The organism is Bradyrhizobium sp. A5 (assembly GCF_042076515.1).
In the GTDB taxonomy this organism is placed as follows: Bacteria; Pseudomonadota; Alphaproteobacteria; order Rhizobiales; family Xanthobacteraceae; genus Bradyrhizobium; species Bradyrhizobium cosmicum.
This window is the reverse complement of sequence record NZ_CP148990.1, coordinates 4,393,098-4,415,154: the sequence shown is the minus strand read 5'-3', so window position 1 is coordinate 4,415,154 and position 22,057 is coordinate 4,393,098. Positions and strand designations below refer to the sequence as shown.

The following is a 22,057-nucleotide window of genomic DNA, read 5'->3' as shown; positions in this document are numbered from 1 at the left end:
TTGCGGTTCATTGGGTATACTGGCGATGCGCGCCGCCTGCTCTTCGACGGAACCATGCTTGGCGTTCGCGACACATGGAAACGCGAGCAACACAACTGCCGATTATCATTAGGGAGCGTCATACGCTCCCGGCTGGATGCGGGCCGCACGTGAAGGAGATCCCGGCAAATCTTCCCGACTACACCGACCGAAGTCCAGTTAGGAGTGACCTGCCGTTTCGTTTGCCGGAGCCTAGCCGGACTACGATTGCTCGACCACGTAAGGGAGGTAGGTCATGCCACTGACCGAAGGCGACGTCCTGGACACACTCAGTGACTCGGTAGCGCTTGGCATCGAGTTTTACGTCGACAAGATCCATATCAAGGGCGAATACTTGACGACAGTTCGCGATCACATTCGTGCCGGCAATATATTGGTGCAGGGCGGCACTCAGGATCTCGCCTTCTACGATCAGGCGACGGATATTTTGTTGACGCAGAAGAAGTCGCCTCCCGCAGATGATAGCGATCGGGCGTTGCTCCTGCACGAATGCGTCCACGCCATGATCGACGTCTATGATCCTGACGGCACTGTTACGCGCCACATGGGCGAACTGGCGGCCTATCTCACTCAAACGACCTATAGCGTTCGCAGGAATCCGTCGTCTAACCGCAACGGCACCGCACCCTGGGACAAGTTCTGGGGCGACCTCTACGCCACAGTGCGCGCCAACAAGCTCGACACCAGCGCGGGCAACGGCGTGAGGATCCCGTCGGCGACGCTCGAAAATCTGCGCCGGCAACTCGCTGCGCTGCCTTTTGTGAACTATGGAAATTTCGCCAAAGAAGCGACCGGCGTATCGGATGGGCTGACCCGCAGGAACTTGTTTCTGTCGGGCGATGAACCCGTGTCCATGCGATCATCGAGCGTTTCCCACGAAACTTATGTTGATCCGAGCGACGACTATTTGATACGCACCCTGATGGAGGCCTACTCGAGCACCGATGTTAGAGGCTATGGCAGCCGCCTGCGCCGGCTACGTCGTGATTTTCTCTATTGCTCGCTGTCTCGCGCCCATGAGCTCCGGAAGAGGTTCTCGGTGCGGAAGCGTGGAGACCGGCTCTCCGAACTGTTTCACGATCGCCTGTCGCATGGCGGCCGCGCAATTCTACTCCGTGTGCTTGCGCTGCGAAGCTGACCAGCATGCTGGACAAGTCGGAAAAATAGTCTCGAGAGGAAGAATGCGCTACCGCACCGCGTCGAATTCTCGGCGTGTTGGTGCATCGTCTAAGCGGACTCCCGACCACTCCTTTGCAGCGGATTTTAGTCCCGATGCCTTGCGCGCAGATCTTGAAGGTCCTTTTTCAATGCCACCAGATCCAGCCCGCGAGGAAAAGTGAGGCGTCCAGAGCGGATCACGAGCCGGACATACGGATAACGTTCTTCGGCAAGCATCGGAGAACTGATCTTGTACTTGTGCCAATCTTCGACGATGTGTGCCTGTTGCTCGACGTTGTATGAGTCCCAGCTATCGCCGGGCGTGTAGTCGTAGCCGGCACCGACTGTCTGCGCCCAGAAGGAGCGCGCCATCGTCCAGTTTGAATCGTTGAACGCCTGCCACACGTGGGTCATTTCGTGCACGAAGAGGTCGCAAATGCGACCGAAGTTGTCGCACAAGAGGCCGAAGGTGGGGCTAGGCGATGCCAGGTTACTGAAAGCGACATTGCCAAGATTGATGGCATACCGCATGCTCGGCACCATGGGATTGCTTCCCCTAAAGAACGGTCCATCGTTCGTCCACGGTCTTCCGCCTGCTCCCAGGCCATTGGTAATCGCAATTGTCTCCACGGCGGCAGCGTCGGGCCAAAGACGTTGCGCGCGAAATCCCGTTCGCTGACGTCCAGCACGCGCGCGAAGTCCGGTCGGCTTCCTTCACATTCCGGCGCGGTCGGAGCCGCTGGGGTGGACGCAACCGGTGGAGTGGGCGCAATCGGCGGGGGAGGCGGCGTACCTGGCGGCAGATAGATGAATCCCCCTCGCCATCCACCTTTCCCGCCGGTCGTACCGGAAGAAAACGCAAAATTCTGGCGGTCAGGCGACATCGCGCGGCAGCCTACATACTCGGCCAGGTACCAGTTCACCTGCCGTGTGGCTTGTTGGAAATCGCGCTGTTTGACGAGCTTGATGCCCGGAAAATTGAACTCGATGAGGTCCCAAGGGTCGATGCCGATCCGCTTGGCGAGGGATATCCAGGTCTCGCCTGCCGTCGCCGCATGCCGGAGTCCCGCTGGCGGTACATAGCTTTCGACGACAGGCTTCAAGGGCCTTTCCTGGTTCGGCAATGTAAGACCCCCCCTGCTGATTCCTGCGGAACTACCCGTTCTCGCCACCAATATTTATTGGTCGCCGCTACCTCGAGGCGGTTCGATGGTTCCATTCATTCGGCCACGAACTGGCACTGGCAAATCGAGGAGCCTTATTCGTAGCTTGGGGGCGTAGACACGGAGCAATGTCGAACGAGCAATATCCGCTTTTTTAGCGCCGGCCTTTTGACTTCGAGCCGAGCAGATCATGCGTGCCGCTGATGCTCACGGTTCCAGAGCACTCGAAACCGCCGAAAATTCCGCAGGAGCCGGTGACCGTAACGCGCAAGTCCTTGCGCTGGTACATGTCGACCGAAATGCCCACGCGCGAAAAGTCGTTCGCGCTGTTCGGCAGGATTAAGTCGATGTGTTCGGCCGCCCAACGCGGAACATGTGAGTTGCTCTTCCAGAACAGCTCATTGCCGGCGTGGTGCACGAAGTTCGGCCCGACCGTAAGGGCACCGTCCACGCTCTCGAACACGAAGCCTGTTTCGTCGATGTGCACGTTCACCCGATCAGGTGCTACTGCGAAATGCAGCGAGGTGATGTCCTGGGGCTGCGGGTCTTTGCCGAATTGCGAGCTGTAGGCATCGCTCCATTGTCCGCGGTCGCGTCCGAGCCCAAAGCCGTGCCGCCCCGGGAGATCCCGCGTTGAGAGCGGCTTGTCGGACAGCTTTGGGCGCCAGATCTCCCGAAACCCCTTGCCGATCGTTGCCGCCATCGACAGATCGAGAGCCCAATGCGACCCCTTCTCCGGGCTTTGCCCTTCGGCGAATGCGTCGAATCCGTCCGTCGTCTTGGCAATGCGCAGCTTCTTGATCAGCTCTTCCCAGTCTTTGGGCAGGAAGGTGACGCCGTCGAGCGTGGTCGTCGCGGCAGCGACACCATACTTCTCGAGCTGGTGTCGGATGTAGGGCTTCTCGTCATAAAGGCGCACATCCGGGTTGGGGCCGGCGAAATAATTCTTCAAATCGATCTGCGGTCGCAGCATGGTCAGTCGCGCCGCGATCTTCCGGTAAGTGTCGGTCGTCGTCGGATCGGTCGTCGTCATGGTGCGCCCTCCGAAGCAATCCTCGCGCCAGATTGGTCCCGCCCGGACGGGTTCGGGTTCAATGCCGGCTCGTTCGATCAAGCTGCGCCCGGCCCAGATCATTCGAAGTCCTGTCGCGCCGGTGCAGAGACTGTTTGAACCTGCCGATCGGAAACGGCGACAACCATCTGTGGAGTAGTGTGAACAGCGAGGACGATCAAATGTCACTGCGGAGCAGGGTATTGGACGTACTCAATGGCCCGGCCGTCGCACGCATGCGCTTCCGGTTTCCGATCCGCGGCAGCCACGTGACGATTGCGCCGCAAACGTTTCATCACGTTGCCCGGGCGATCCGGTTGGGGCAGGTCACCGTCGCGGTTCCGACCGATCTCGCAGCTGGTGTTGCCGCGCAATATAACGATGTCGCGCGAACCCGAGTCGACGGCACCGCGGTCGCGGCCAATACACTGGAGGTCGTGTCGGCGACGGGGCGGCTGGACGCGGCCTATATCGTCCACGAGAGCCTGCATGCGGCATACGATCTGTTGCGTACCGGCCTTGATGCCAATGCGGAAGAGGCGTCTGCCTATGTCTGCACGGCGCTCTATTGCCGCATGACAGGCCTGCCCCGCCCTCGCTGGGCCAACGGGCCGATCTACGCCAATGCCGCAGAGGTCGCCCGAACGCTGCTGTCCCAGTATCAGAAGGGCGATCCCGGGATTCCCTGGGTCGGCGAGCATGAATGGAAGATGCTGCGCGCAGGTGTTGGCTTTGATCCGGTCTATACCAGCGGCCCCGGCGGTATTCTCACGGGATGGCTCCTCGGCCAGCAATATACCCACGACGGCTAGAGTGCCGGGACCGCATCCGTTTCAAGAATGGCGGGAGCTTCCAATTCCTGCCATTCATCGCCAACGGAGCCCATGCACTTGAGCGCGTCAGGCGACCAGCAACCCCAGCTTGCCGACCACCGCAAGCGAACGCCGAACGCTTTCTCGTGTTGACAGCAGCAACGGCTCGGCAGTCTGCCCGGCTCTATCCTTCTGGTCTATCTGGATGGTCGGGCCGAATTTCTCGGTCATTTCGGCCGTGATCTGGTCGATGGACCGCGCACCGTCGAGCAATTGCAGGAAATCCCTGGTCCGGTCGTCCTCCAACTGCACTGTTTGATGGAGAAGGTTGGTGACGAGCGGACCTGTTTGCGCTTGTCTTCGCGCGAGCAGGCTCGCCTGCGGATGCTCGGTAGCTTCCTTCAACAAAAAGGGACGCGACAGCAGGAACGAAACCTCGCCGCCGCAAGCCAGGATGAACATCGCCTCAGTCAGCACCTTTTGGTCATCATCTGCCTGCCGGCCGCCCAGCAGCGCGCGGGCGCCATCGAGCAGTTCGTCAAATGACAATGCTCGCGGCCACGCCCGGCCGAGACATAGATGCGCGGCCTTCAAGAGCGGATTGGTTACCGTGACCCTGCTGCCGTCCTGGTTCTCGAATTCCATCGCGGAATCGTCGGTCACGCAAGCGTCGGAGTGGACCGGGTTGGTCGTGCTCAGCAAATGGAACCGGGTAACGAAATCGAGGTCAATCTGGCGGGATAGCGAAATGCTGTCGTGGCAGAGCAAAGTGCGCCGAAAGCCGTTGCCGTCGATGAAGTCCTGATATTGATCGCGCGCCATGAACTCGCTTTCCGGGAAGCGCTGCAGCGTTGCGCGAACCTCCCCGGAATAGCCGGCAAGATAGCGTCGTGAGAAATCAGCGTCGCCCAGATATTGCAGGCCGTGGCGGCTTGCGTCTTCGGCGACCTCATGCAGCAGGAAGGCCTCGGCGCCATCATCGAGATCGTCGTGAAATAAAAGCTCGTCGGGGGACTTAAGGACGCGGTTGTACTGGTCGCGCATAACCGCGCCGTGCACCGAGTCGGCCTTCGAGCCGTCGCTCAGGAACTTCAGGATCGCGCGGGCCTGTCCTACCTTCTCCTTCATGTCGGTGAGGCGGCGGGTGTGATACCGCATCATGTCGCGGACCATGTCGCGAAGATGCGAGAACGGGTGCGCATTATAGCTGACGTAGCAGACCCCGCGCGGAGCCAGGTTCTGCTTGAAGATCATCATAATCTTCTCGCGCACTGCCGGCGGCACCCAGGAATACACGCCGTGCGCTATGATGTAGTCGAATTGCCCGAAGCTTGCGTCGACATTCATGATGTCGCAATGGAGGAGCTTGATATTGCTGAGGCCCAATGTGGCGATATTTTGCTGGCCGCGCTTGATCGTCACGCGGCTCAGGTCGACACCGACGAATTCGCTGTTTGGATATTGAAAGGCCATCGGCAACAGGTTGCCGCCAACGCCGCAGCCAAGCTCCAGCACCCGGCAACGCTCGACTGGCACTGGCTGCATGCCGTAAACGGCAGCAATGGTAGCAAGATGGTTCGGATGAGTGAGCCCGTAGACGTGGCCGGGGTAGTAGACCTCGTCGTATGGCGTGGGGCCGGTGCTCGCGTGGCGATGCTCGGTTTGAGTGTCCATCGTCCTCAATTCCACGAATATGCGAACTTGTCGTTCTCGATCGAGACCCGCGCTTGCTTGACTTCTTCCTTGGCAAGCGACTTGCTGAGGAATTCGCGCGACAGCTCCGGGAGCAGGGTGTTCGTGATGATGTTGTCAATCATTCGCCCGCCGGAATCCGGGTCGTTGCAACGCGACACAATGTGCTCCACGACCGCGTCATCGTAGCCGAAGGACGCGTTATGATTGTCACGGAGGCGTCGTCCGATCCGGTCGAGCTGCAACCGCACGATCCCGGCGAGCATCTCGTCGGATAGCGGGAAGTACGGTATCGAGACGATGCGTCCGAGCAGGGCTGCGGGAAACACCTTCAGCAATTCCGGCCTCAGCAACTTTGCGAGCTCTTCCGGCTCGCTGCGATACCGTGGATCGCGCGAGAAGCCCATGATCAGATCGGTGCCGACGTTGGTGGTCAGGATGATCAAGGTGTTCTTGAAGTCGATCCGCCGCCCGTTGCCGTCCTCCATGGTTCCCTTGTCGAACACCTGGAAGAAGATCTCGTGGACGTCGGGATGAGCTTTCTCCACCTCGTCGAGCAGGATAACGCTATAGGGCTTGCGCCGGACAGCCTCCGTGAGGCGTCCACCTTCGCCATAGCCGACATAACCGGGAGGTGCTCCCTTCAAGGTCGAGACGGTGTGCGCTTCCTGGAACTCCGACATGTTAATCGTGATCATGTTCTGCTCGCCACCGTAAAGGGTCTCGGCAAGCGCCAGGGCGGTTTCGGTCTTGCCCACTCCGGATGGACCAGCCAACATGAACACGCCGATCGGTTTCGACGGGTTGTCAAGCTTGGCGCGGCTGGTCTCAATTCGCTTGGCGATCATCGTCAGCCCATGAGACTGGCCGACGACGCGGCGGTTGAGGATCTCCGGTAGCTTCAGCACGGTTTCGATCTCGTCGCGCATCATCCGGCCGACCGGGATGCCGGTCCAATCAGAGACAACGGACGCCACCGATTGCTGGTCTACATGGGCATAGACCATCCGCTTTTCCGGATTGATGCTCTCAAGCGTATCGAACTTGCCGCGCAGTTCCGCGCGCCTGACAGTCGGATCTTCGCCTTCTTTGGGCTGGGACAGAATCTCTCGAATGCTCCGGATGTCCTTGACGAGCTCCTGCTCTGTAGCCCAATCGGATTCGAGATTTGTGAGCTTGTCCTTCAGTGCCGCAATGTCGTTGTCGATCGCCGCGATGCGGTCGCTGTCCTCAATCCCAAGATCGCTGTCGCTGACGAGTGTTGATCTCTCAGCTTCTCGAGCGGTAATCGCAACGCGTGCATCCTCAATCAGGGCCGGCGTCGTGCTCTGGCTGATGGCCACGCGTGCCGAGGCGGTGTCAAGCAGGCTGACCGCCTTGTCCGGCAACTGCCGCGAAGGAATGTAGCGATGGGACAGGTTAACCGCTGCGACGATCGCGGCATCGGAGATGCGAACGCCGTGGTGCTTTTCCATCGGCCCGAGAAGTCCGCGCAGCATGATGCAGCAGGTCTCCACGTCCGGTTCATCGATCTGGATCGGCTGGAAGCGTCGTGTGAGCGCGGGATCTTTCTCGATATACTGGCGATATTCTGCCCATGTGGTGGCGGCGATCGTGCGCAGGGTGCCACGGGCGAGAGGAGGTTTCAGGAGATTGGCCGCATCACCGGTGCCGGCCGCGCCGCCGGCGCCGATCAGTGTGTGGGCTTCATCGATGAACAGGATGATGGGGGTGGGTGAGCTCTGGACCTCGTCGATCACCGAGCGTAAGCGCTGCTCAAACTCACCCTTCATAGAGGCACCGGCCTGCATCAGGCCGATGTCTAGCGCACAAAGCCTTACGCCGCGGAGAGGTGGCGGCACGTCGCCGGCGGCAATTCGCTGGGCGAATCCCTCGACAACTGCGGTCTTGCCGACGCCAGCCTCGCCGGTAAGGATTGGATTGTTCTGCCGCCGACGCATCAACACGTCGATCAGTTGGCGGATTTCTTCGTCCCGGCCAAGGATCGGGTCCATCTCACCCGATTTGGCCTTGGCGGTGAGATCTTGAGAGAACCGGTCGAGCGGCGTCGTCCCCTTGGGACTCGCTTGGGCCGCGCCTTCCGTGCCGGCGCCGATCAGGCCCGAACCGTCCATCGGCCGCATGGTCTCCTCGTCGGAGCCGGCCCAGACGGCGCGGCGCTCCGCGGCGAGTGCATCGACGTTGACCTTGGCAAATTCTTGCGAGAGATTGTTCAGCGTGCGACGAATATCGTTCGATTTTAGGCCCGCCACGAGCAGATGGCCTGTGCGGATCTGGGTCTCGCCAAAGAAGAGCGTGGCATAATGCCAGCCCCGATCGAGCAGATCGATGACCGAATTGGCGACGCCCGGCATGTCGGTTTCGTTCTTACGAAAGCCATTGATCACGCCGGCAAGGTCCGACAACAAGCGTGCCCGGTCGAGCTTGTAATGATCGACCGAGAGGCTGAGATCGTTGCGTTCCTGCTGCAGGATATGAAACAGCCAGTGCGCTAGCTCGACGTTGCGATTGCCGGCGCTCTTCGCGTGGCGCAGGGCCTGTATGAAGGCATCATAGCCGGCCCGGTTCAGCTTGCCCGTTACAGCTTCAATGCTGATGTCGGTCACGGCGGCTCCTCCTGCTTAATCCCTCCGCGGATGCCTGGCATCAAGCGGAGATTTCATCGAATCCCATAGCTTTAGGCAATCGACGCCACGGATAGGTTCAAATCGCCGCGGCATCGGCTGCCGCGCTCCGACGGGCCCTCAATCGCTCGCCGAGCTGAAAGCGGGCGTCTCGGCGATATTCTTCCGTTGAAGTCCAGTTCGGCGAGACCCAGGTGGTCCATCCAAGTCGTCCACTCTGTCCGAGCCTGACCGGTACGACCTCTCCCGCAGGAATGGCGAGCTCTACCTCCCATTCCAATTCGTCGCCAACATAGAAGAAGACAGCGTCGGCCAATGGTTCCGACAGGTTGGGCGTTTCCGTCGGCAGGAACTGCTCGTACTGGACAAAAGTTTTGACAAACACTCGAACTCTGATCTTGTCCTCGACGCTGAACACACGCGAGCCGAGAAGGGCGTCCTGACCGAGCTTCGCATGCGTTCCGCCGAGCCGGCTGCAGTGACTTGGGTCGAATGAGAGCCAGGTGCCGACGAATTCGTCGATCTCGACTTTGACGTCGAACAGTCCTTGCAGGAACCGAGTCAACCGTGATGCACACTTTGCCCTCGGCGCGACCAGTCCAGCGAAGCTGAGCTTCGCCATGTCCGGTACCGTATCGCGATCGGCGAAAACAGCAGAGCCTAAGCCGGCGAAGGAGCCGACATAGGCGATGAAGCGATCCTCGGCAGGGCGGTCATGCTGCGCGATCGGGCGCGCATCGGCCCAGGCACGAAAAAAGAGTTGGAGGAAGCGTCCGTTGAGGAGATCGAGAAAGCGCGGGAAGGCGTCATCACGCATCAGCCACCAACCGAGGCTTTCATCGGTGGTGGCGATTGGCAGCGCGCCCTGCGGCCCCAGAAGCCCGAGAAATTTGACGAGTATCCTGAGCCGGCCAGCATGGTCCTCGACCGCCGCGAGGTTCGAGGCGGGGAACTCCAGATAGGGCACCTGGCCGAGGTCGACATATTCGTCGCGACGAGCGGCACTGTCACCGATTCGCGGTCGATCCGGGTTGGCCCGCTCGATCTGGCGTAACGTATGGAAGAAATCGAAACGCCAGGGCTCGGCCTTCATCTGGTCGATCAGCGTCATAGCGGCCTCCGCGTGCCCATGCGCGGTGGCCATCGCATGATCTCGCCGCGCTCCGGCGTCGAGATGACCGTTTGGGAAAAGGTGTTGAAGCCGGAATAGTCGGCGAAAAAGCGCTCCAGCACCGCACCGAGCAGAAACACGCCGCTGCCCTCAAATGCTTTCTCGTCGAGCGTGACGGTAATCTCCAGGCCCCGTGCCGCACCGCTTCCGGTGCGCTCGCGCACCCTCCGCACGACGGGACGGCTTTCTATGCTGCGTACGCCGCGAATCTTGCGCTCCGTGGCGTCGTCGAACTGGTCGGCGAACAAGGACAGCATCTCGCGCAGCGCTCCGGCGTTCTTGCCGCCGCCGCGCTCGACGAGGCCAAGATAGTTGAGGCTGAGCATGTTGATCAGCCGCCAGCTGACAACCCCACTGTAGGCGATTTCGCTGCGGCTGCGCAGTTGAGCCACCACCGGCTCGCGTGGCGGCGTGGGACCGGCGACGCACGTCAGATCAAGGGAAGTGTCGTCCAGCAGGCGAAAATCGGCGCCGCCCTGGCCAACCGGCAAGTGCTCGGTGAGATGGCGATTAGAGCACAGAGCTCGAACGCTCAGTTCGGCAACGGAGCCTTGGCCGCTCAATTCACCGGGCTCGAGCAGTGACAGGAACATGTCCGTCCCGGTGTAGTCGGAGGAAGAACCGTATGTCTTCTCTTCCACTGTGCGGCGTCGAGGTAAGCGGCGGACGGTAAAATAAAGTCCGTCGACCGATCCGCTGTTCCGGTCGACGGTGGCCGAATATAGCGGGCGCACGGGCCGCTTATCCTTCTCTGCCGGAAGATGCGCGTAGACTTCGAGCACCTGGTGCGGTTCGTATTCCAGATAGTGGCTGCGATCTGGCACCACATGGTACTCGTAAGTATTCGACTTGACAGGAATGCGATCGCTCGTCTTCTCGAACAGATTGATGGCTGGCGCAGTATAGAGCCTGAAGGTCTCGGGGCGCACCGAGGCGGCCAGCCGCGAATTGTGTTCGTCGAAAGCGAAGACAATATCGATCGATTTGCTGCGCAGCCGCGACATTACGCTGCGTAGTCCCGTCAGGTTTATACCGAGGAACTTGCGTGGAAACATGAAATATTCTCGCAGCAGCTCCGAGCCGCGAAAGATCCGATTGTCGTTGGGAAACAGAGACTCGTTTTCGTCGAAGCCAATTTGCTGCACGCAATCATGGGGCGCTCGAGTCACTACCGGATCGCCGAAGTCGTCGAGATGCCGGAAGTAGACTCCCTTGCAATTCGAGATCAGTTGCTCGTAGAGCGCGATGGCGTCGGATTCCGCGCCCGAGAGGTAGATCGGAAGTTCGCTCACGCGGCAGCCTGCGAACCAGGTTTCCGGCTTGGTCCGAGCGTCTGCGTCCGCCAACTCCTCGTCGAGTCGGGTCGCACTACGATGGGTCAACGATAGCCTCAGCCCCGCGATGACGTCGCCGCCGACCGGGATCCCAAGCGCTTGCAGAGCGCCCGCCGTCGAGAAATACTCGGCGCCGGTGACATCAAACGGCCAGAGAAAGATATCGCGGCAAAGTCGAAACCGGCACGAAAGACTTCGCTCTCTCTCACGGTAGGTCGCGTCTAAATAGGCGCCGCGCGCGATCTTTTTGCCGTCGCGCAGCGCCGGGTCGGCGTAGGGTGGCCGTGCCGTGACGAGCATCGCCGACGGTGTGGGCGCAAGATAGTTTGGTACCAGCTGCTCAAGCAGGTTTGCAGTGAATTCCGGGAATTCGTGCTTGAGCTTGAGCTGAACGCGGGCGGCAAGAAACGCGGCGCCTTCCAACAGTCCCGTGATCATCGGGTCCGAGCGGTCCCGGATCAAGCCGCCGAGGCGCTCTGCGATGCCTGGATATTCTTCGGCAAAATCTCCCGCCTGCTCGTACAGCAATGACAGTTCACGATTGTAGAAATCGAGGAATTCGCGATTCATGCTAAAGTCGATTGATTTGGATATCGCCGCTGTCGAGGTCGACGTCGGCGATAAATTCCACAGGAACGTTGAGCGGCTCGGCCTTGAGGTCGGCGTGAACGATGAAGCGCAATTTGAGCTGCTCGGGACCGACGGAGCCGTCGCGGCGGACTCGGATCGTCTTGCGATCTAGTCTTGGCTCGTACGTCGTCAGAGTCTCGCGCAGGGCGTCGGTGAGTTCGTCGTCCGTGACCTCGTCGATCGAACGGTGGGCGATATCGGGGAAGCCGTAATTCAGGATCGAGGTTCGAACGCTATCCCGCCCGCTCAGATCCAAGGTCGATTCCAGAGCAATGGTATTGAGGAGCGTTTCAAGGTCGTGCGAGACCTCCCGCCGCAGCAACGTTTCCGAGATCGGAAAGCGGCCTGCGCTGCGCCGCCCGGCAATGACGCGCTCACCGAACCCATCGCGCAGATTAAGCTTCTTGCGCGCATCGCGTGCTTCATGAGCTGAGCGAAAGGCCAGCATCAATGGAGGAGAGAGCCGATCCTTCTTTGGAGCAATGGTCATTTACGGTCCCCAAGATGGCCGCCCGACTCGCTATTCTATTCCGCGGCGCATCAGCTGGTCTCCAAGATAATGTCGCCTCGACAGGCGGTCGGACCCACGATCGGGTCCGCCGAGACGTGCGACCGCAATTGCGTCGCCTGGCGCCGGTTCGCGCTAATCGCTACCGGCGCCAGGTGAGGGGTCGACGATCAGGCCCATTCCTTGTTGGCGGGAACGTCCCAACCAAACACCGGCGCAGCTCCAGCGCCGCCTTTTTCCGTCTGGGTCTTGTAGGTCATCTTGACCTTCGCGAAGTTCAGACTCACGTTTTCGGTGAGGCGATCTTCACCGTGCGATCCGCCCGTCGATACACTGGTGACCAGGATGTGCTTCATCTCGATCTTGAGATACTCCAGCGGATTTTCACCCGCTTTACGGACCGTAAGGATCGCCGTATCAATGTGCTTGCCGTTCGCGCAGACCTTGAAAAGCTCCGGCGTGGCCTTGTCGACGAAGTGCGTAAAGTGGAGATCCTGGACGCTCACCTTGCCGGCGCCGCCACCTGACCCGCTGTGGAAAGTGCCTGACTGGCTCTCGCCGAAAGACCAGCTCAAAATATCGATTTCGTCCTTGTGCTTGTCGTCCAGCGACTCGCCCTTGATCGGATCGAGTTTCAAGAAGATGTCGACAGCCATAGCGTAGTCCTCTCAAATTTCTGCATGGTTACGGTTGCGATGTTGCGGCGTCAGGAACCGGGGCCGGGTAGGCGTGAAACCAGGCTGAGGCCGACGTCCATCGCCTCCAACTGAAAGTGTGGACGAAGAAAGAAGCGCGCGTTGTAATATCCCGGATTCTCCTCGTTTGCGATGACTTCAACCTTCGCAGCGGCCAGTGGCTTGCGCGCTTTCTGAGCTTCTGACGAGAGGGCTGGGTTGGCATCAACGTATTCGTTGATCCAGGTTTGCAGCCAGATCGTCAGCTCATCCTTCTCCTTCATGGATCCGATCTTGTCGCGAACCATGCACTTCAGATAATGCGCAAAGCGAGACACTGCGAACATGTAGGGCAGTCGGGACGACAGGTTGTCGGACGCGGTGGCATCCACGCCCTTTTCTCCGAAGTACTTCTTTGGCTTGTAGAGTGACTGGGCGCCGATGAAGGCAGCCTTGTCGGTGTTCTTGCGATGGATCAGCGGGATGAGGCCCGCCTTTGCAAGTTCGTGCTCGCGGCGATCACTTATGGCGATCTCGGTCGGGCATTTCAGGTCGACGCCGCCGTCATCGGTCGGGAATGTGTGCGTCGGCAGGTTGATGACCTCGCCACCGGACTGCACACCGCGGATGCGCGTGCACCATCCAAACTCCTTGAAGGCGCGGTTGATGTTGACTGCCATTGCGTAGGCGGCGTTGATCCAGCCGTATTTGTCGCCGGTGTGTCCGTCTGTCTCCTCTTCGAAGGCGAACTCTTCCACGGGCTCCGATTTTGCACCGTAGGGGAGGCGGCCGAGCGCGCGCGGCATGCACAGGCCGAGATAGCGCGAGTCGTCCTGATCGCGCAGTCCCTTCCATGCGGCATATTCCGGCGTATCGAACACCTTGCCGATGTCGCGAGGGTTGGACAGCTCGGTCCAAGAGTCCATTCCCATCAGCGTCGGCTCGGCGCCGCTGAAGAAGGGGGCGTGCGCGGCGCCAGCGATCTTGCTGAGATCGCGGAGCAACTGCACGTCGGTTGGGAGGTGGCTGAAATAGTAGTCGCCGATCAGGCAGCCGAACGGCTCGCCGCCCAACTGGCCGAATTCATACTCGTAGATCTGCTTGAACAGGGGACTCTGGTCCCAGCGCGCATCGGGGTAAAGCCGCAGATTCCGATACAGCTCGTTCTTGGAGACGTTCATCACCCGGATCTTCAGGTTAGCGTCGGTCTCGGAATTGAAGACGAGGTAATGGAGGCCGCGCCAAGCACTTTCGATTGCCTGGAACTCAGGTGTGTGAAGAATCTCGTTCATTTGCGCGGTCAGCTTCTGGTCGATCCGCGCGATCATCTCCTCGATGGTGTCGAGGACGTCCGACTTGATGACGCTCGTGTCCTTCAAGGCCTCTTGAACGAGCGTGGATACCGCGTTTTCGACTTCGGTCGCCGCACGTTCAGTGCGCGGTTTGAAGCTTTGCTTCAGCAGAGTGGCAAACTCGTCAGCTTCAACAGTCTTGACCTGGGTGGTGCTCTCTTTGTGAACAGCTTCTTTTGCCATGGTCCCCATTCCTTCCTTAGCTCTCGGTGCCAGGTTCGGTCGAATGGCTTGTCGCGCGTTCCCGAAGCGCCGCCATAAGTTGAGGATCGGCGAGAAGTTTTTTGAGCTGGTCCTCGGCGGCCACCTTGCCGTCCATGTAGCGCAGCAGGTTGGCGAGTTGTTCGCGCGCCTCGAGCAGCTTGGCAGTAGCCGGCACCTGGCGGGCGACGGCCACCGGTGTGAAGTCTGCCATCTTGTTGAAGCGCAGGGTGACCGAGATCTTCTCGTCGGATCCATCGCTGAGGCGATTGGCGACGCGCGCCGTCACGCCGGGCTGGATTGCCGCCATGCGGTTGTCGAAATTGTCCATGTCGAATTCGAGGAACTTGCGCTCTTCGACCTTCGACTTCTCGATGCCGGGGTTATTGCCGGAAAGGTCTGACAGGACGCCCATGACGAATGGCAGCTCGATCAGCCGTTCGGCGTCGTAAGGATCCTCGTATGTGATGTGCACGCGTGGTGCGCGGTTTCGTCGAATGAATTTTTGACCGCTGTCGGTAGCCATGGTTCCCCTCTCAACGAAATCGAGAAGCCAAATTGCACGACGCAGATTGACTAAGGCGTTTCAACTTGCGGTCGGCAAAACATCCTTGTGTCCAGTTAGTGCCCTTGAGCGAAAGGTGGGTTCAATACGATTTGTTGATTGTCTTGAGAGCGCCCTCAGGCAGGAGGTCATTCAAAAGGCTGAGGAAATCTCTTTGTGCGAGATCGCGCGCGCGATCGATCAAAAAGGGGATGGGGCTGGACGGCTCCGCGGTTCGGAAAAACGACGCCACCTTCGTCAGCAAGCCCAAGGCCTGCGCTCTATTTTCTACTGAAAACACAATATCTTGAGCGCTGTCATCGGTCGTCGATGAGGGCGAGGTCGCGAGCTCCGCCATCCGTTCGATGGGCAGGTCGAAGACCTTGTCGCGCCCGATGTTGATCGCAGCGCTCTCCACGTGGGACGGGACCAGCATCCGCATCACTTCAATGAATGATTTGCCGACCATCTCCTGCGCTTGACGCACCAGCAACAGTGCCGGGTTGGATGGTTCCATCCGGGCGAAATAATCGGCCGCCGCAGCAAGCGCTGCAGATGCCTGTGCGGATGAAGCCACCACCCCGGTGGTGTCTGACGGCGCCTGTATATCGACAGGACCGGCACCTTCCGCGGTTCCGGCGATTGCCGTAGGATCCCGCAACGCGACAAGACCCGCGAGCCAGGTAGCCATGCCGTTAACCAGGCCGGAGAGCCTGTCGAGACTGATCGGTTGCCCCGCGTTCAATTTCTCGTGCCAGGTTTGCTTGATGCCCGCGATTTCAGCAGCGACCGCGGAGCACCGCGCGCTGGTTACTTTGAGAGTGTTGAGATCCGTCTCGCTGACGATGCGCTCGATGGCCGCCAGATCTGGCCCGTCGGCGTCGGCGTCGCCGGCGGGAATTTCGCCCATGGCGACTTGATAAGCGCGGTAGTTCAGGTTGCCGTGTCTGCGGTTCTCGATAAGGGGAAGGAACTGGAGCGGGTTGATCACGGTCGGGAACACGTCGATTGCTTCGACCGTGACGGCGCGAAGTGCGTAGTCACCGTCTTCGCCCTTCGGATGCACCGCTTCCCACTGCTCGCGCAGCAGCAAATTGGTCGCCTTCAGGCAGCAGAGAAAGCCGTCGAGATCGCGGTTGAGGATTGAAAACTTGGCCAAAAGCAAGTTCAGGCGAAGATCGCGGGTGCGCGCAAGAAGGGGCTGTGCGGCGGAAAACTGGCCGGCAAAATCGACTGCCTTTGGATCGAAGCGTCCACGCTCTCCATTGGCGTTGACGACCTCGAAGAACGACATCGGCAGCAGGGATTCCGCGCCTGCGAAAAAGTTGAGATATTGGACGTCTCCGACGGCGTCGAGATCTGGTCCGCAGGGATCGTCAGCGGTAATGGGCTGCGTCAGGGAGGCGACATCAAGCATACGAGGATCGTCCATCTGCTCGGTCACGGCCCCGCTGCCGAGCCCGTTGCGACTGCCGGATCGCGGGGGATCATGATCCGATCTATACTTATGGGTCAGATGCCTGCTGATCTTGGTTCATTCCCGAAGATCATGCCATTTTCGCGTGAACCGGCAAGCTCTTGGAGCCGACTACTTGATGACCGGGGCGGTTCTTTGGACTGCTGTTGTGGAACGTCCGGAGGCCCAGCCCTGGAGTGGATTTTCCGGCACTGCCGGTGGCGGGCAGGATTTTCGTGGTTCTCGCATAACGTCTGATCAGCTCTTTGCAGCGGGTCATTCGATCGAAGGAGGGAGTTTAAGCCCACATGGGCCAGCTTACTCAGGATACCCGCCTTTGCGAACTCAAGACGCCTCTTGGCAAGGACGTTTTGGTTTTTGCCGGATTCGAAGGCTCGGAAGGTCTCAGCGAGCTGTTCGAGTATCGCATCGAGTGTCTCAGTGAGGATGCGGACCTCGATTTCGACCGTGCCATCGGTCAGCAGTGCACGCTGACCATAAAGCTGCATGAAATGCAGCGCGAGTTCAGTGGCGTTCTGACGGAGGCCCAGTGGCTCGGGGTGAAGAACGACTATTTCAGCTACCGGATCGTGCTGAGGCCCTGGTTATGGCTGTTGTCGCGGACCACCGATTGCCGGATCTTTCAGGACAAGAAGGCGCCCGACATCATCAAGGAGGTTTTCAACGAACGTGGCTTCACCGACTATGAATCTAAATTGACCGAAGAGGGGGCATGTCCGAAGCTCGAATATTGCGTTCAGTACCGCGAGACCGACTTGAATTTCGTGTGTCGGCTGATGGAGCAGCACGGCATCTACTACTTCTTCAAGCATGAGGGCGGCAAACATACGCTGGTGTTGGCAGACTCCAAATCATCGCACACCCCGATCAAAGGTCTTGCTACGATTCCCTACATCCCGCTGACGGGTGCCGATCGTCGAGGAGAGCAGCACATCTATGAATGGGTCTCGGAGCGTCGGTTTCGTACCGGCAAGATCGAACTCAACGACTACAACTATCAGAAGCCCAACGCTCAATTGATCAGCGATGCCAAGGGCTCCGAGCATTACACTCGGTCGGAGATGGAGTTTTACGACTATCCCGGGAAGTTCAAGGAGAAATCCGACGGCGAGCGCTACGCGAAGATCCAGCTCCAGGCCGAGCAAGCGATGGATCGGCGTCGCCGCGGCAACGGCGACGCCGTTAACCTGTTCCCCGGCGGGCTGACGAAGCTCGAAAAGCACTCCAAAGACTCGCAGAACGTGGAATATCTCGTGGTGCGAGCGACGCACTCGTTCTCGATCGAATCTTACCGCACTGGCGGTCCCAGCGACGCCGGGCAACATGTCTATTTCGGCAGCTATGAGTTTCTGCCAAGCGATCGGCCGTTTCGAGCGCTGATGATGACGCCGAAGCCAAGGATCAACGGCATCCAAACTGCCAAGGTGGTGACCAAAGACGACAATTCGAACGAGGAAATCGACGTTGAATCGCTGGGCGAAATCTATGTCCGCTTTTTCTGGGATCGGAAGAAGAAGCGGTCGTGCCGGTTGCGCGTGGCTCAGGTTTGGTCTGGCAAGCGCTGGGGCGGTCAGATCATCCCGCGCGTCGGACAGGAAGTGGTTGTCGAATTCCTGGAGGGGGATCCGGACCGGCCCCTGGTGATCGGCACCGTGTACAACGACGAATACAAGCTACCCTACGATCTGCCGTCGAAGAAGACGGTTGCAGGATTGAAGTCCGACTCCACCAAAGGTGGTGGCGGCTTCAACGAGTGGAACTTCGAGGACAAGAAGGGATCCGAGAAGATCACGGTGCATGCTGAGAAGGACCACGACGTGACGGTCCGCGACACCGAGACACGGACCATCGGCGAAGCTGCATTCGGCGGCGACACCCGCAAAACCACGCTCAAGAAAGGCAATGATAAGCTCGATATCGAATTGGGCGGTCAGTACATCACGCTGGCCATGGACCAGTCTGTCAATGCGGGCATCAGCATCACACTCACGGCCAATGCCAATATCACCCTGCAGGTTGGTCCCAGCCAGATTATCCTGACCCCGGCGGGCATCGTCATCAACGCGCCGACGATCGCCATGACAGCGCAGGCCGGCATGGCGCTTGTAGCCGGCGGTCCGCTGGTCGCGCACGGCACTCCAACTCTTGTCGGCTGACGGTCATGGGGCAGGTTCGGTTCGGCACGGTACAGGATCTGTTTCAGGCCTATCCCTTGGCGCGCTATGATGTCGGCAGAGCCGACGCTGACAAGCCTTCGATGGATTTCCTTCAGGAGGCCGCCGACGCGTGCAATTGGCATCCGGCCGTGTCTTACTGTGCCTATTTGCTTCCAAGGCGCGTGGCAATTGGCTGGGGATGTCGCTCCCTGCGACGGATGTTCGACCATTTCGATGCCAGCGATAGCAGGTCGCTGAATATTGTGGAGACCTGGGTCCGGCAACCGGACGAGCAGTCCCGGAACAAGGCGCTGGCTGTCGGCAATGCCAACGATCCTGAGCAACCAGCAACATGGCTGGCGCTGGCGGCCGGATGGTCCGGCGGAAGCGTGGTTCCCCCGGAATTTGCGCCCGTGGAAGCCAGGCCAGATCAGGCCGCACGGGCGGTGCGTGCAGCACTGCTGATTGGCCTCTGCCGGCTCCCCCGCGACTCCCGGGACGAGATAATGACGTCATGCCTGGAGGATGGTATTCAATTGGCACGCGGCGAACCGCGCCCTCCTCGATAACGAGACGATGTGATGGTGCTTCGCTTTAATATCGAGAACGAACCGAATCTTCCGGACGGCGGACCTGTGTCGTTTACGGTTACCGGCAGGCGTTCGGTCGATATTGGCAGGGACCGTCACCTCGACTGGACGCTGCCGGATCCGGCGCGGACGATTTCCGGAAAGCATTGCGAGGTGCACTTTCGCGACGGTGGCTATTGGCTGCACGACGTCTCGACCAACGGCACCTTTCTCAATGGTGCCGACCAGCGCATGCGGGGGCCGCACCGCTTGCGCGACGGCGATCGGCTCACGATCGGCCACTACATCATAGGAGTTTCGCTGAAGGATGAGGCTGGCGGGCGCACCCCAAACCATGAGGCGCAACTGCACGAACCCTCGGTCCAGCAGCATGCGGATTACGGAGAGCTTTGGACGGCCGATCGTGACGTTCCGCCGCCGATCGATCCGCAACTGTTGAAGAAGCCACGCGAGGCTGCGCGGCCCGTCAATCCGGGGTTCCTGGATTGGGCGGCGAGCGTCCCGGCACCGGGTGGAGACCCATTCCGACGGTCATCGCCGGCGTCTCCGTACCAACCGTCCGTGCAGGACGACGACATGAACTGGGCAGCCGGTCCGGTTAACGCGCCGAAACCGCAAGTCGAGCGTCCGCCAGTCATGCCGACCCCACGCCGGCCGCCGGTGTGGATCGATGATGAGCCGGCCGCTGCCCAGCAGCCAGCATCGCCATCGCCACCGCGCCCACAGGTTGGGTCGCCGCACCCGGCGCAAGCAGCAGATGAGGGGCGTGTCACGGCCAAGCCAGTCGGCGGTACCGAGTTCGCACGGCTGGTGGCGCGCGCTGCAGGATTGCCGGACAATTTCTTTGCCAGCAAGTCCGATGCCGAACTCGCCGAACAGCTTGGCATCATCTTGCGCATGACCGTGGATAATCTGATGGCGCTGCTGCAGGCGCGAACCCAGGCCAAGCAGCTGACCCGCAGCACCAGCCAGACCACCGTCCAGGCCCTCGAAAATAATCCGCTGAAATTCTCGCCGACCTCGGAAGAGGCGATGCGCATTCTCTTTGGGCCGCCGACGCGTAGCTACCTCGACGCACAGCGCGCCCTTGCACAGGGCTTCAGTGATCTCAAATCACATCAGTTGAAGACCTACATGGCGATGCAGCACGCTGTGCATGAGCTGATTGCGGGCATAGATCCGACGCTGATGGCGCGCGAGCTCGAGCTTCAGCGTGGCGCAAGCTCCTGGCTCGGCACGAACAAGGGCAAACTCTGGGACGAATTTTTGACGCGCTGGAAGGCGCATCTTGGCCGCGACAACAGCGCTCCGATCGAAACCTTTATGTTGCTCTTCTCAGACTATTACGACCGCGGTGACAAGCCCGGTTCAAAGTAAACTATCGGCGACCACGCGGTTGCCGACAATTTCTAAGTGGATGTAGGAATGTCTTGGTACAGCAAGGTTTTCTGGTCGGAAGGTCTGTTTCTGCGACCGCATCATCTGCAGCAGAACGACCGCTACATCGAACATTTGCTGGAAAAGCGCGTTCGCTACACGACACCGTACCCCTGGGGCTTTGCCCAGCTGGAGATCGATAAGGATCTTACCGAACAAAGCAAGTTCGCGGTGCGCAATGCGTCCGGCGTCATGCCGGACGGTACGCCGTTCGCTATCCCTGCGGACAGCCCAATTCCCGAAGCGATCGATGTGCCGGAGACGGCCGCAGGCCAGATCGTCTGGCTGATGATGCCGGTCGCGGCACCAAACACCCGCGAGGTCGACGAGGACCGCACCGACAGCGCCAGTCGCTATGTTCGTACTTCGGAAACCTTCATTGACTCGACCTCGGCGCTACGCATCGAGGAAGAGATCGACATCGCTTATCCGCGCTTGTCGTTCGAACTGCGCAAGACCAACAAGCCCGGATACATGGGCCTCGGCATCGCGCGCATTCTGGAAGTGCGCGACAAGAACATCCTGTTCGACGACAAGTTCGTGCCGACGATGCTGGTCTGCGCCGCGCATCCGATCATCGATGGTTGGCTCAACCGCATCATCGGCTGGGTTGAGACCAAACTCGACGAGCTGGCGCGTTATGCGGTCGATCCGTCATCCGGCGGTGGGTTGCAGAGCGTCGACTATCTGGTCCTGCAAGTGCTGAACCGTACCATTCCCGTGCTGACTCATTTCCAGCGCTCCGGCAGCGTGCACCCCGAGCGCCTGTACGAGGAATTGCTGAGGTTCGCGGGTGAACTTGCGACTTTTTCCACGGCGGAACGGCGGGCGCGCAACTATCCGGCGTACGATCACGACGATCTCGAGAACGTCTTCACACCATTGGTGAGCGACATCCAGGACTTCTTGAGCGCGCGGCTGGGCCGGCGCGCGATCCGTCTGGAGATCATCGAGCGCGCGCAGAATGCGTTCGTATCGCCGATCCGCGATCGAGCGCTATTCCGAAATGCGACCCTGGTGCTGGAGGTTGCCGCACGGCGGCCACTCGTGGAGATCCAGAACGATTTCCCGCACCTGTTCAAGGTCGGGCCGAACACCAAGATGAACGAGATCGTGCACGCAAACTTGCCGGGCCTGACCTTGGTGCATTTGCCGACGCCGCCGCCGCATATCCGTGCCATCACGGATCACGTCTATTTCTATCTCGACCGCAAGTCGCCGCTGTGGCCCGAGTTCAGCACGGCGGCCTCGATCGGAATGCACTTCTCCGGCGACTGGCCGGAGCTTGAGCTGTACCTTTGGGCTATCCTGGAAGACAGGCCATGAGCGACAGGGACAAGCCGGTTAATCCTTTCGGTCGAGGCGAACGGACGATCATCCGTCCCAACCCCGGCGGGAAGTTGCCGCCGGCGCCGACCTCTCA

Annotated in this window: 17 protein-coding genes; 6 read left to right on the top strand and 11 right to left on the bottom strand. The window is 59.9% G+C overall.

What is annotated here, in order from left to right; translation table 11 throughout:
* Positions 1 to 274 precede the first annotated feature (274 nt).
* Positions 275 to 1,177 (top strand): hypothetical protein, encoded by a 903-nt coding sequence (locus WHZ77_RS21280; RefSeq protein ID WP_375309727.1) that lies wholly within the window; start codon positions 275 to 277, stop codon positions 1,175 to 1,177.
* 125 nt (positions 1,178 to 1,302) lie between these two features.
* On the opposite strand, the gene WHZ77_RS21275 is transcribed toward WHZ77_RS21280, so the two are convergent.
* Complete coding sequence (locus WHZ77_RS21275; protein ID WP_375309726.1) at positions 1,303 to 1,728, bottom strand: hypothetical protein; 426 nt, start codon at positions 1,726 to 1,728, stop codon at positions 1,303 to 1,305.
* Between the two features lie 786 nt (positions 1,729 to 2,514).
* Positions 2,515 to 3,600, bottom strand: a complete 1,086-nt coding sequence (locus tag WHZ77_RS21270; RefSeq protein ID WP_375309725.1) for a hypothetical protein — start codon at positions 3,598 to 3,600, stop codon at positions 2,515 to 2,517.
* 14 nt (positions 3,601 to 3,614) lie between these two features.
* Between WHZ77_RS21270 and WHZ77_RS21265 the strand changes: the two genes are divergently transcribed.
* On the top strand, positions 3,615 to 4,223 hold the full coding sequence (locus tag WHZ77_RS21265; protein WP_375309724.1) for a hypothetical protein: 609 nt from the start codon (positions 3,615 to 3,617) through the stop codon (positions 4,221 to 4,223).
* Between the two features lie 87 nt (positions 4,224 to 4,310).
* On the opposite strand, the gene WHZ77_RS21260 is transcribed toward WHZ77_RS21265, so the two are convergent.
* From WHZ77_RS21260 to WHZ77_RS21220, 9 genes are all read right to left on the bottom strand, one after another.
* Positions 4,311 to 5,897, bottom strand: a complete 1,587-nt coding sequence (locus tag WHZ77_RS21260) for a methyltransferase regulatory domain-containing protein (protein ID WP_375309723.1) — start codon at positions 5,895 to 5,897, stop codon at positions 4,311 to 4,313.
* Positions 5,898 to 5,902: 5 nt separating this feature from the next.
* Positions 5,903 to 8,542 (bottom strand): type VI secretion system ATPase TssH, encoded by a 2,640-nt coding sequence (gene tssH, locus WHZ77_RS21255; protein WP_375309722.1) that lies wholly within the window; start codon positions 8,540 to 8,542, stop codon positions 5,903 to 5,905.
* A 97-nt stretch (positions 8,543 to 8,639) separates the two neighbouring features.
* Entirely contained in the window at positions 8,640 to 9,704 is a 1,065-nt protein-coding gene (tssG, locus tag WHZ77_RS21250; RefSeq protein WP_375309721.1) for a type VI secretion system baseplate subunit TssG, read from the bottom strand.
* Positions 9,668 to 11,635: a type VI secretion system baseplate subunit TssF gene (tssF, locus tag WHZ77_RS21245; RefSeq protein WP_375309720.1), complete on the bottom strand. Its 1,968-nt coding sequence runs from the start codon at positions 11,633 to 11,635 to the stop codon at positions 9,668 to 9,670. The genes tssG and tssF overlap by 37 nt, the downstream gene beginning before the upstream one ends.
* A 1-nt stretch (position 11,636) precedes the next feature.
* The gene (tssE, locus tag WHZ77_RS21240) at positions 11,637 to 12,185 is read right to left on the bottom strand and encodes a type VI secretion system baseplate subunit TssE (RefSeq protein ID WP_375309719.1); all 549 of its coding nucleotides are present in this window, start codon (positions 12,183 to 12,185) and stop codon (positions 11,637 to 11,639) included.
* A 188-nt stretch (positions 12,186 to 12,373) separates the two neighbouring features.
* Positions 12,374 to 12,859 (bottom strand): type VI secretion system tube protein Hcp, encoded by a 486-nt coding sequence (locus WHZ77_RS21235; RefSeq protein WP_011086373.1) that lies wholly within the window; start codon positions 12,857 to 12,859, stop codon positions 12,374 to 12,376.
* A 50-nt stretch (positions 12,860 to 12,909) separates the two neighbouring features.
* The gene (tssC, locus tag WHZ77_RS21230) at positions 12,910 to 14,412 is read right to left on the bottom strand and encodes a type VI secretion system contractile sheath large subunit (RefSeq protein ID WP_375309718.1); all 1,503 of its coding nucleotides are present in this window, start codon (positions 14,410 to 14,412) and stop codon (positions 12,910 to 12,912) included.
* Positions 14,413 to 14,428: 16 nt separating this feature from the next.
* Positions 14,429 to 14,956 carry a type VI secretion system contractile sheath small subunit gene (gene tssB, locus WHZ77_RS21225; protein ID WP_375309717.1) on the bottom strand — a complete coding sequence of 176 codons (528 nt, stop codon included), beginning with the start codon at positions 14,954 to 14,956 and terminating at the stop codon, positions 14,429 to 14,431.
* 121 nt (positions 14,957 to 15,077) lie between these two features.
* Positions 15,078 to 16,391, bottom strand: coding sequence for an ImpA family type VI secretion system protein (locus WHZ77_RS21220; RefSeq protein WP_375314779.1), 1,314 nt, complete (start codon positions 16,389 to 16,391; stop codon positions 15,078 to 15,080).
* Positions 16,392 to 16,738: 347 nt separating this feature from the next.
* On the opposite strand from WHZ77_RS21220, the gene WHZ77_RS21215 reads away from it, so the two are divergent.
* Genes WHZ77_RS21215 through tssK form a run of 4 tightly spaced genes read left to right on the top strand, consistent with a single transcriptional unit; the run spans position 16,739 to position 21,960 of the window.
* Positions 16,739 to 18,607 (top strand): type VI secretion system Vgr family protein, encoded by a 1,869-nt coding sequence (locus WHZ77_RS21215; protein WP_375309716.1) that lies wholly within the window; start codon positions 16,739 to 16,741, stop codon positions 18,605 to 18,607.
* A 5-nt stretch (positions 18,608 to 18,612) separates the two neighbouring features.
* Positions 18,613 to 19,176 (top strand): hypothetical protein, encoded by a 564-nt coding sequence (locus tag WHZ77_RS21210; RefSeq protein ID WP_375309715.1) that lies wholly within the window; start codon positions 18,613 to 18,615, stop codon positions 19,174 to 19,176.
* A gap of 12 nt (positions 19,177 to 19,188) precedes the next feature.
* The gene (gene tagH, locus WHZ77_RS21205) at positions 19,189 to 20,574 is read left to right on the top strand and encodes a type VI secretion system-associated FHA domain protein TagH (RefSeq protein WP_375309714.1); all 1,386 of its coding nucleotides are present in this window, start codon (positions 19,189 to 19,191) and stop codon (positions 20,572 to 20,574) included.
* Positions 20,575 to 20,622: 48 nt separating this feature from the next.
* Positions 20,623 to 21,960 carry a type VI secretion system baseplate subunit TssK gene (gene tssK / locus WHZ77_RS21200; protein ID WP_375309713.1) on the top strand — a complete coding sequence of 446 codons (1,338 nt, stop codon included), beginning with the start codon at positions 20,623 to 20,625 and terminating at the stop codon, positions 21,958 to 21,960.
* Positions 21,961 to 22,057 lie beyond the last annotated feature (97 nt).

Coding starts and splice junctions, on each gene's coding strand:
- WHZ77_RS21280 (WP_375309727.1), top strand. CDS start 275: ATGCCACTGACCGAAGGCGACGTCCTGGACACACTCAGTGACTCGGTA.
- WHZ77_RS21275 (WP_375309726.1), bottom strand. CDS start 1,728: ATGCGGTATGCCATCAATCTTGGCAATGTCGCTTTCAGTAACCTGGCA.
- WHZ77_RS21260 (WP_375309723.1), bottom strand. CDS start 5,897: ATGGACACTCAAACCGAGCATCGCCACGCGAGCACCGGCCCCACGCCA.
- tssG (WP_375309721.1), bottom strand. CDS start 9,704: ATGGCCACCGCGCATGGGCACGCGGAGGCCGCTATGACGCTGATCGAC.
- tssF (WP_375309720.1), bottom strand. CDS start 11,635: ATGAATCGCGAATTCCTCGATTTCTACAATCGTGAACTGTCATTGCTG.
- tssE (WP_375309719.1), bottom strand. CDS start 12,185: ATGACCATTGCTCCAAAGAAGGATCGGCTCTCTCCTCCATTGATGCTG.
- WHZ77_RS21235 (WP_011086373.1), bottom strand. CDS start 12,859: ATGGCTGTCGACATCTTCTTGAAACTCGATCCGATCAAGGGCGAGTCG.
- tssC (WP_375309718.1), bottom strand. CDS start 14,412: ATGGCAAAAGAAGCTGTTCACAAAGAGAGCACCACCCAGGTCAAGACT.
- tssB (WP_375309717.1), bottom strand. CDS start 14,956: ATGGCTACCGACAGCGGTCAAAAATTCATTCGACGAAACCGCGCACCA.
- WHZ77_RS21220 (WP_375314779.1), bottom strand. CDS start 16,391: ATGCTTGATGTCGCCTCCCTGACGCAGCCCATTACCGCTGACGATCCC.
- WHZ77_RS21215 (WP_375309716.1), top strand. CDS start 16,739: ATGGGCCAGCTTACTCAGGATACCCGCCTTTGCGAACTCAAGACGCCT.
- WHZ77_RS21210 (WP_375309715.1), top strand. CDS start 18,613: ATGGGGCAGGTTCGGTTCGGCACGGTACAGGATCTGTTTCAGGCCTAT.
- tagH (WP_375309714.1), top strand. CDS start 19,189: ATGGTGCTTCGCTTTAATATCGAGAACGAACCGAATCTTCCGGACGGC.
- tssK (WP_375309713.1), top strand. CDS start 20,623: ATGTCTTGGTACAGCAAGGTTTTCTGGTCGGAAGGTCTGTTTCTGCGA.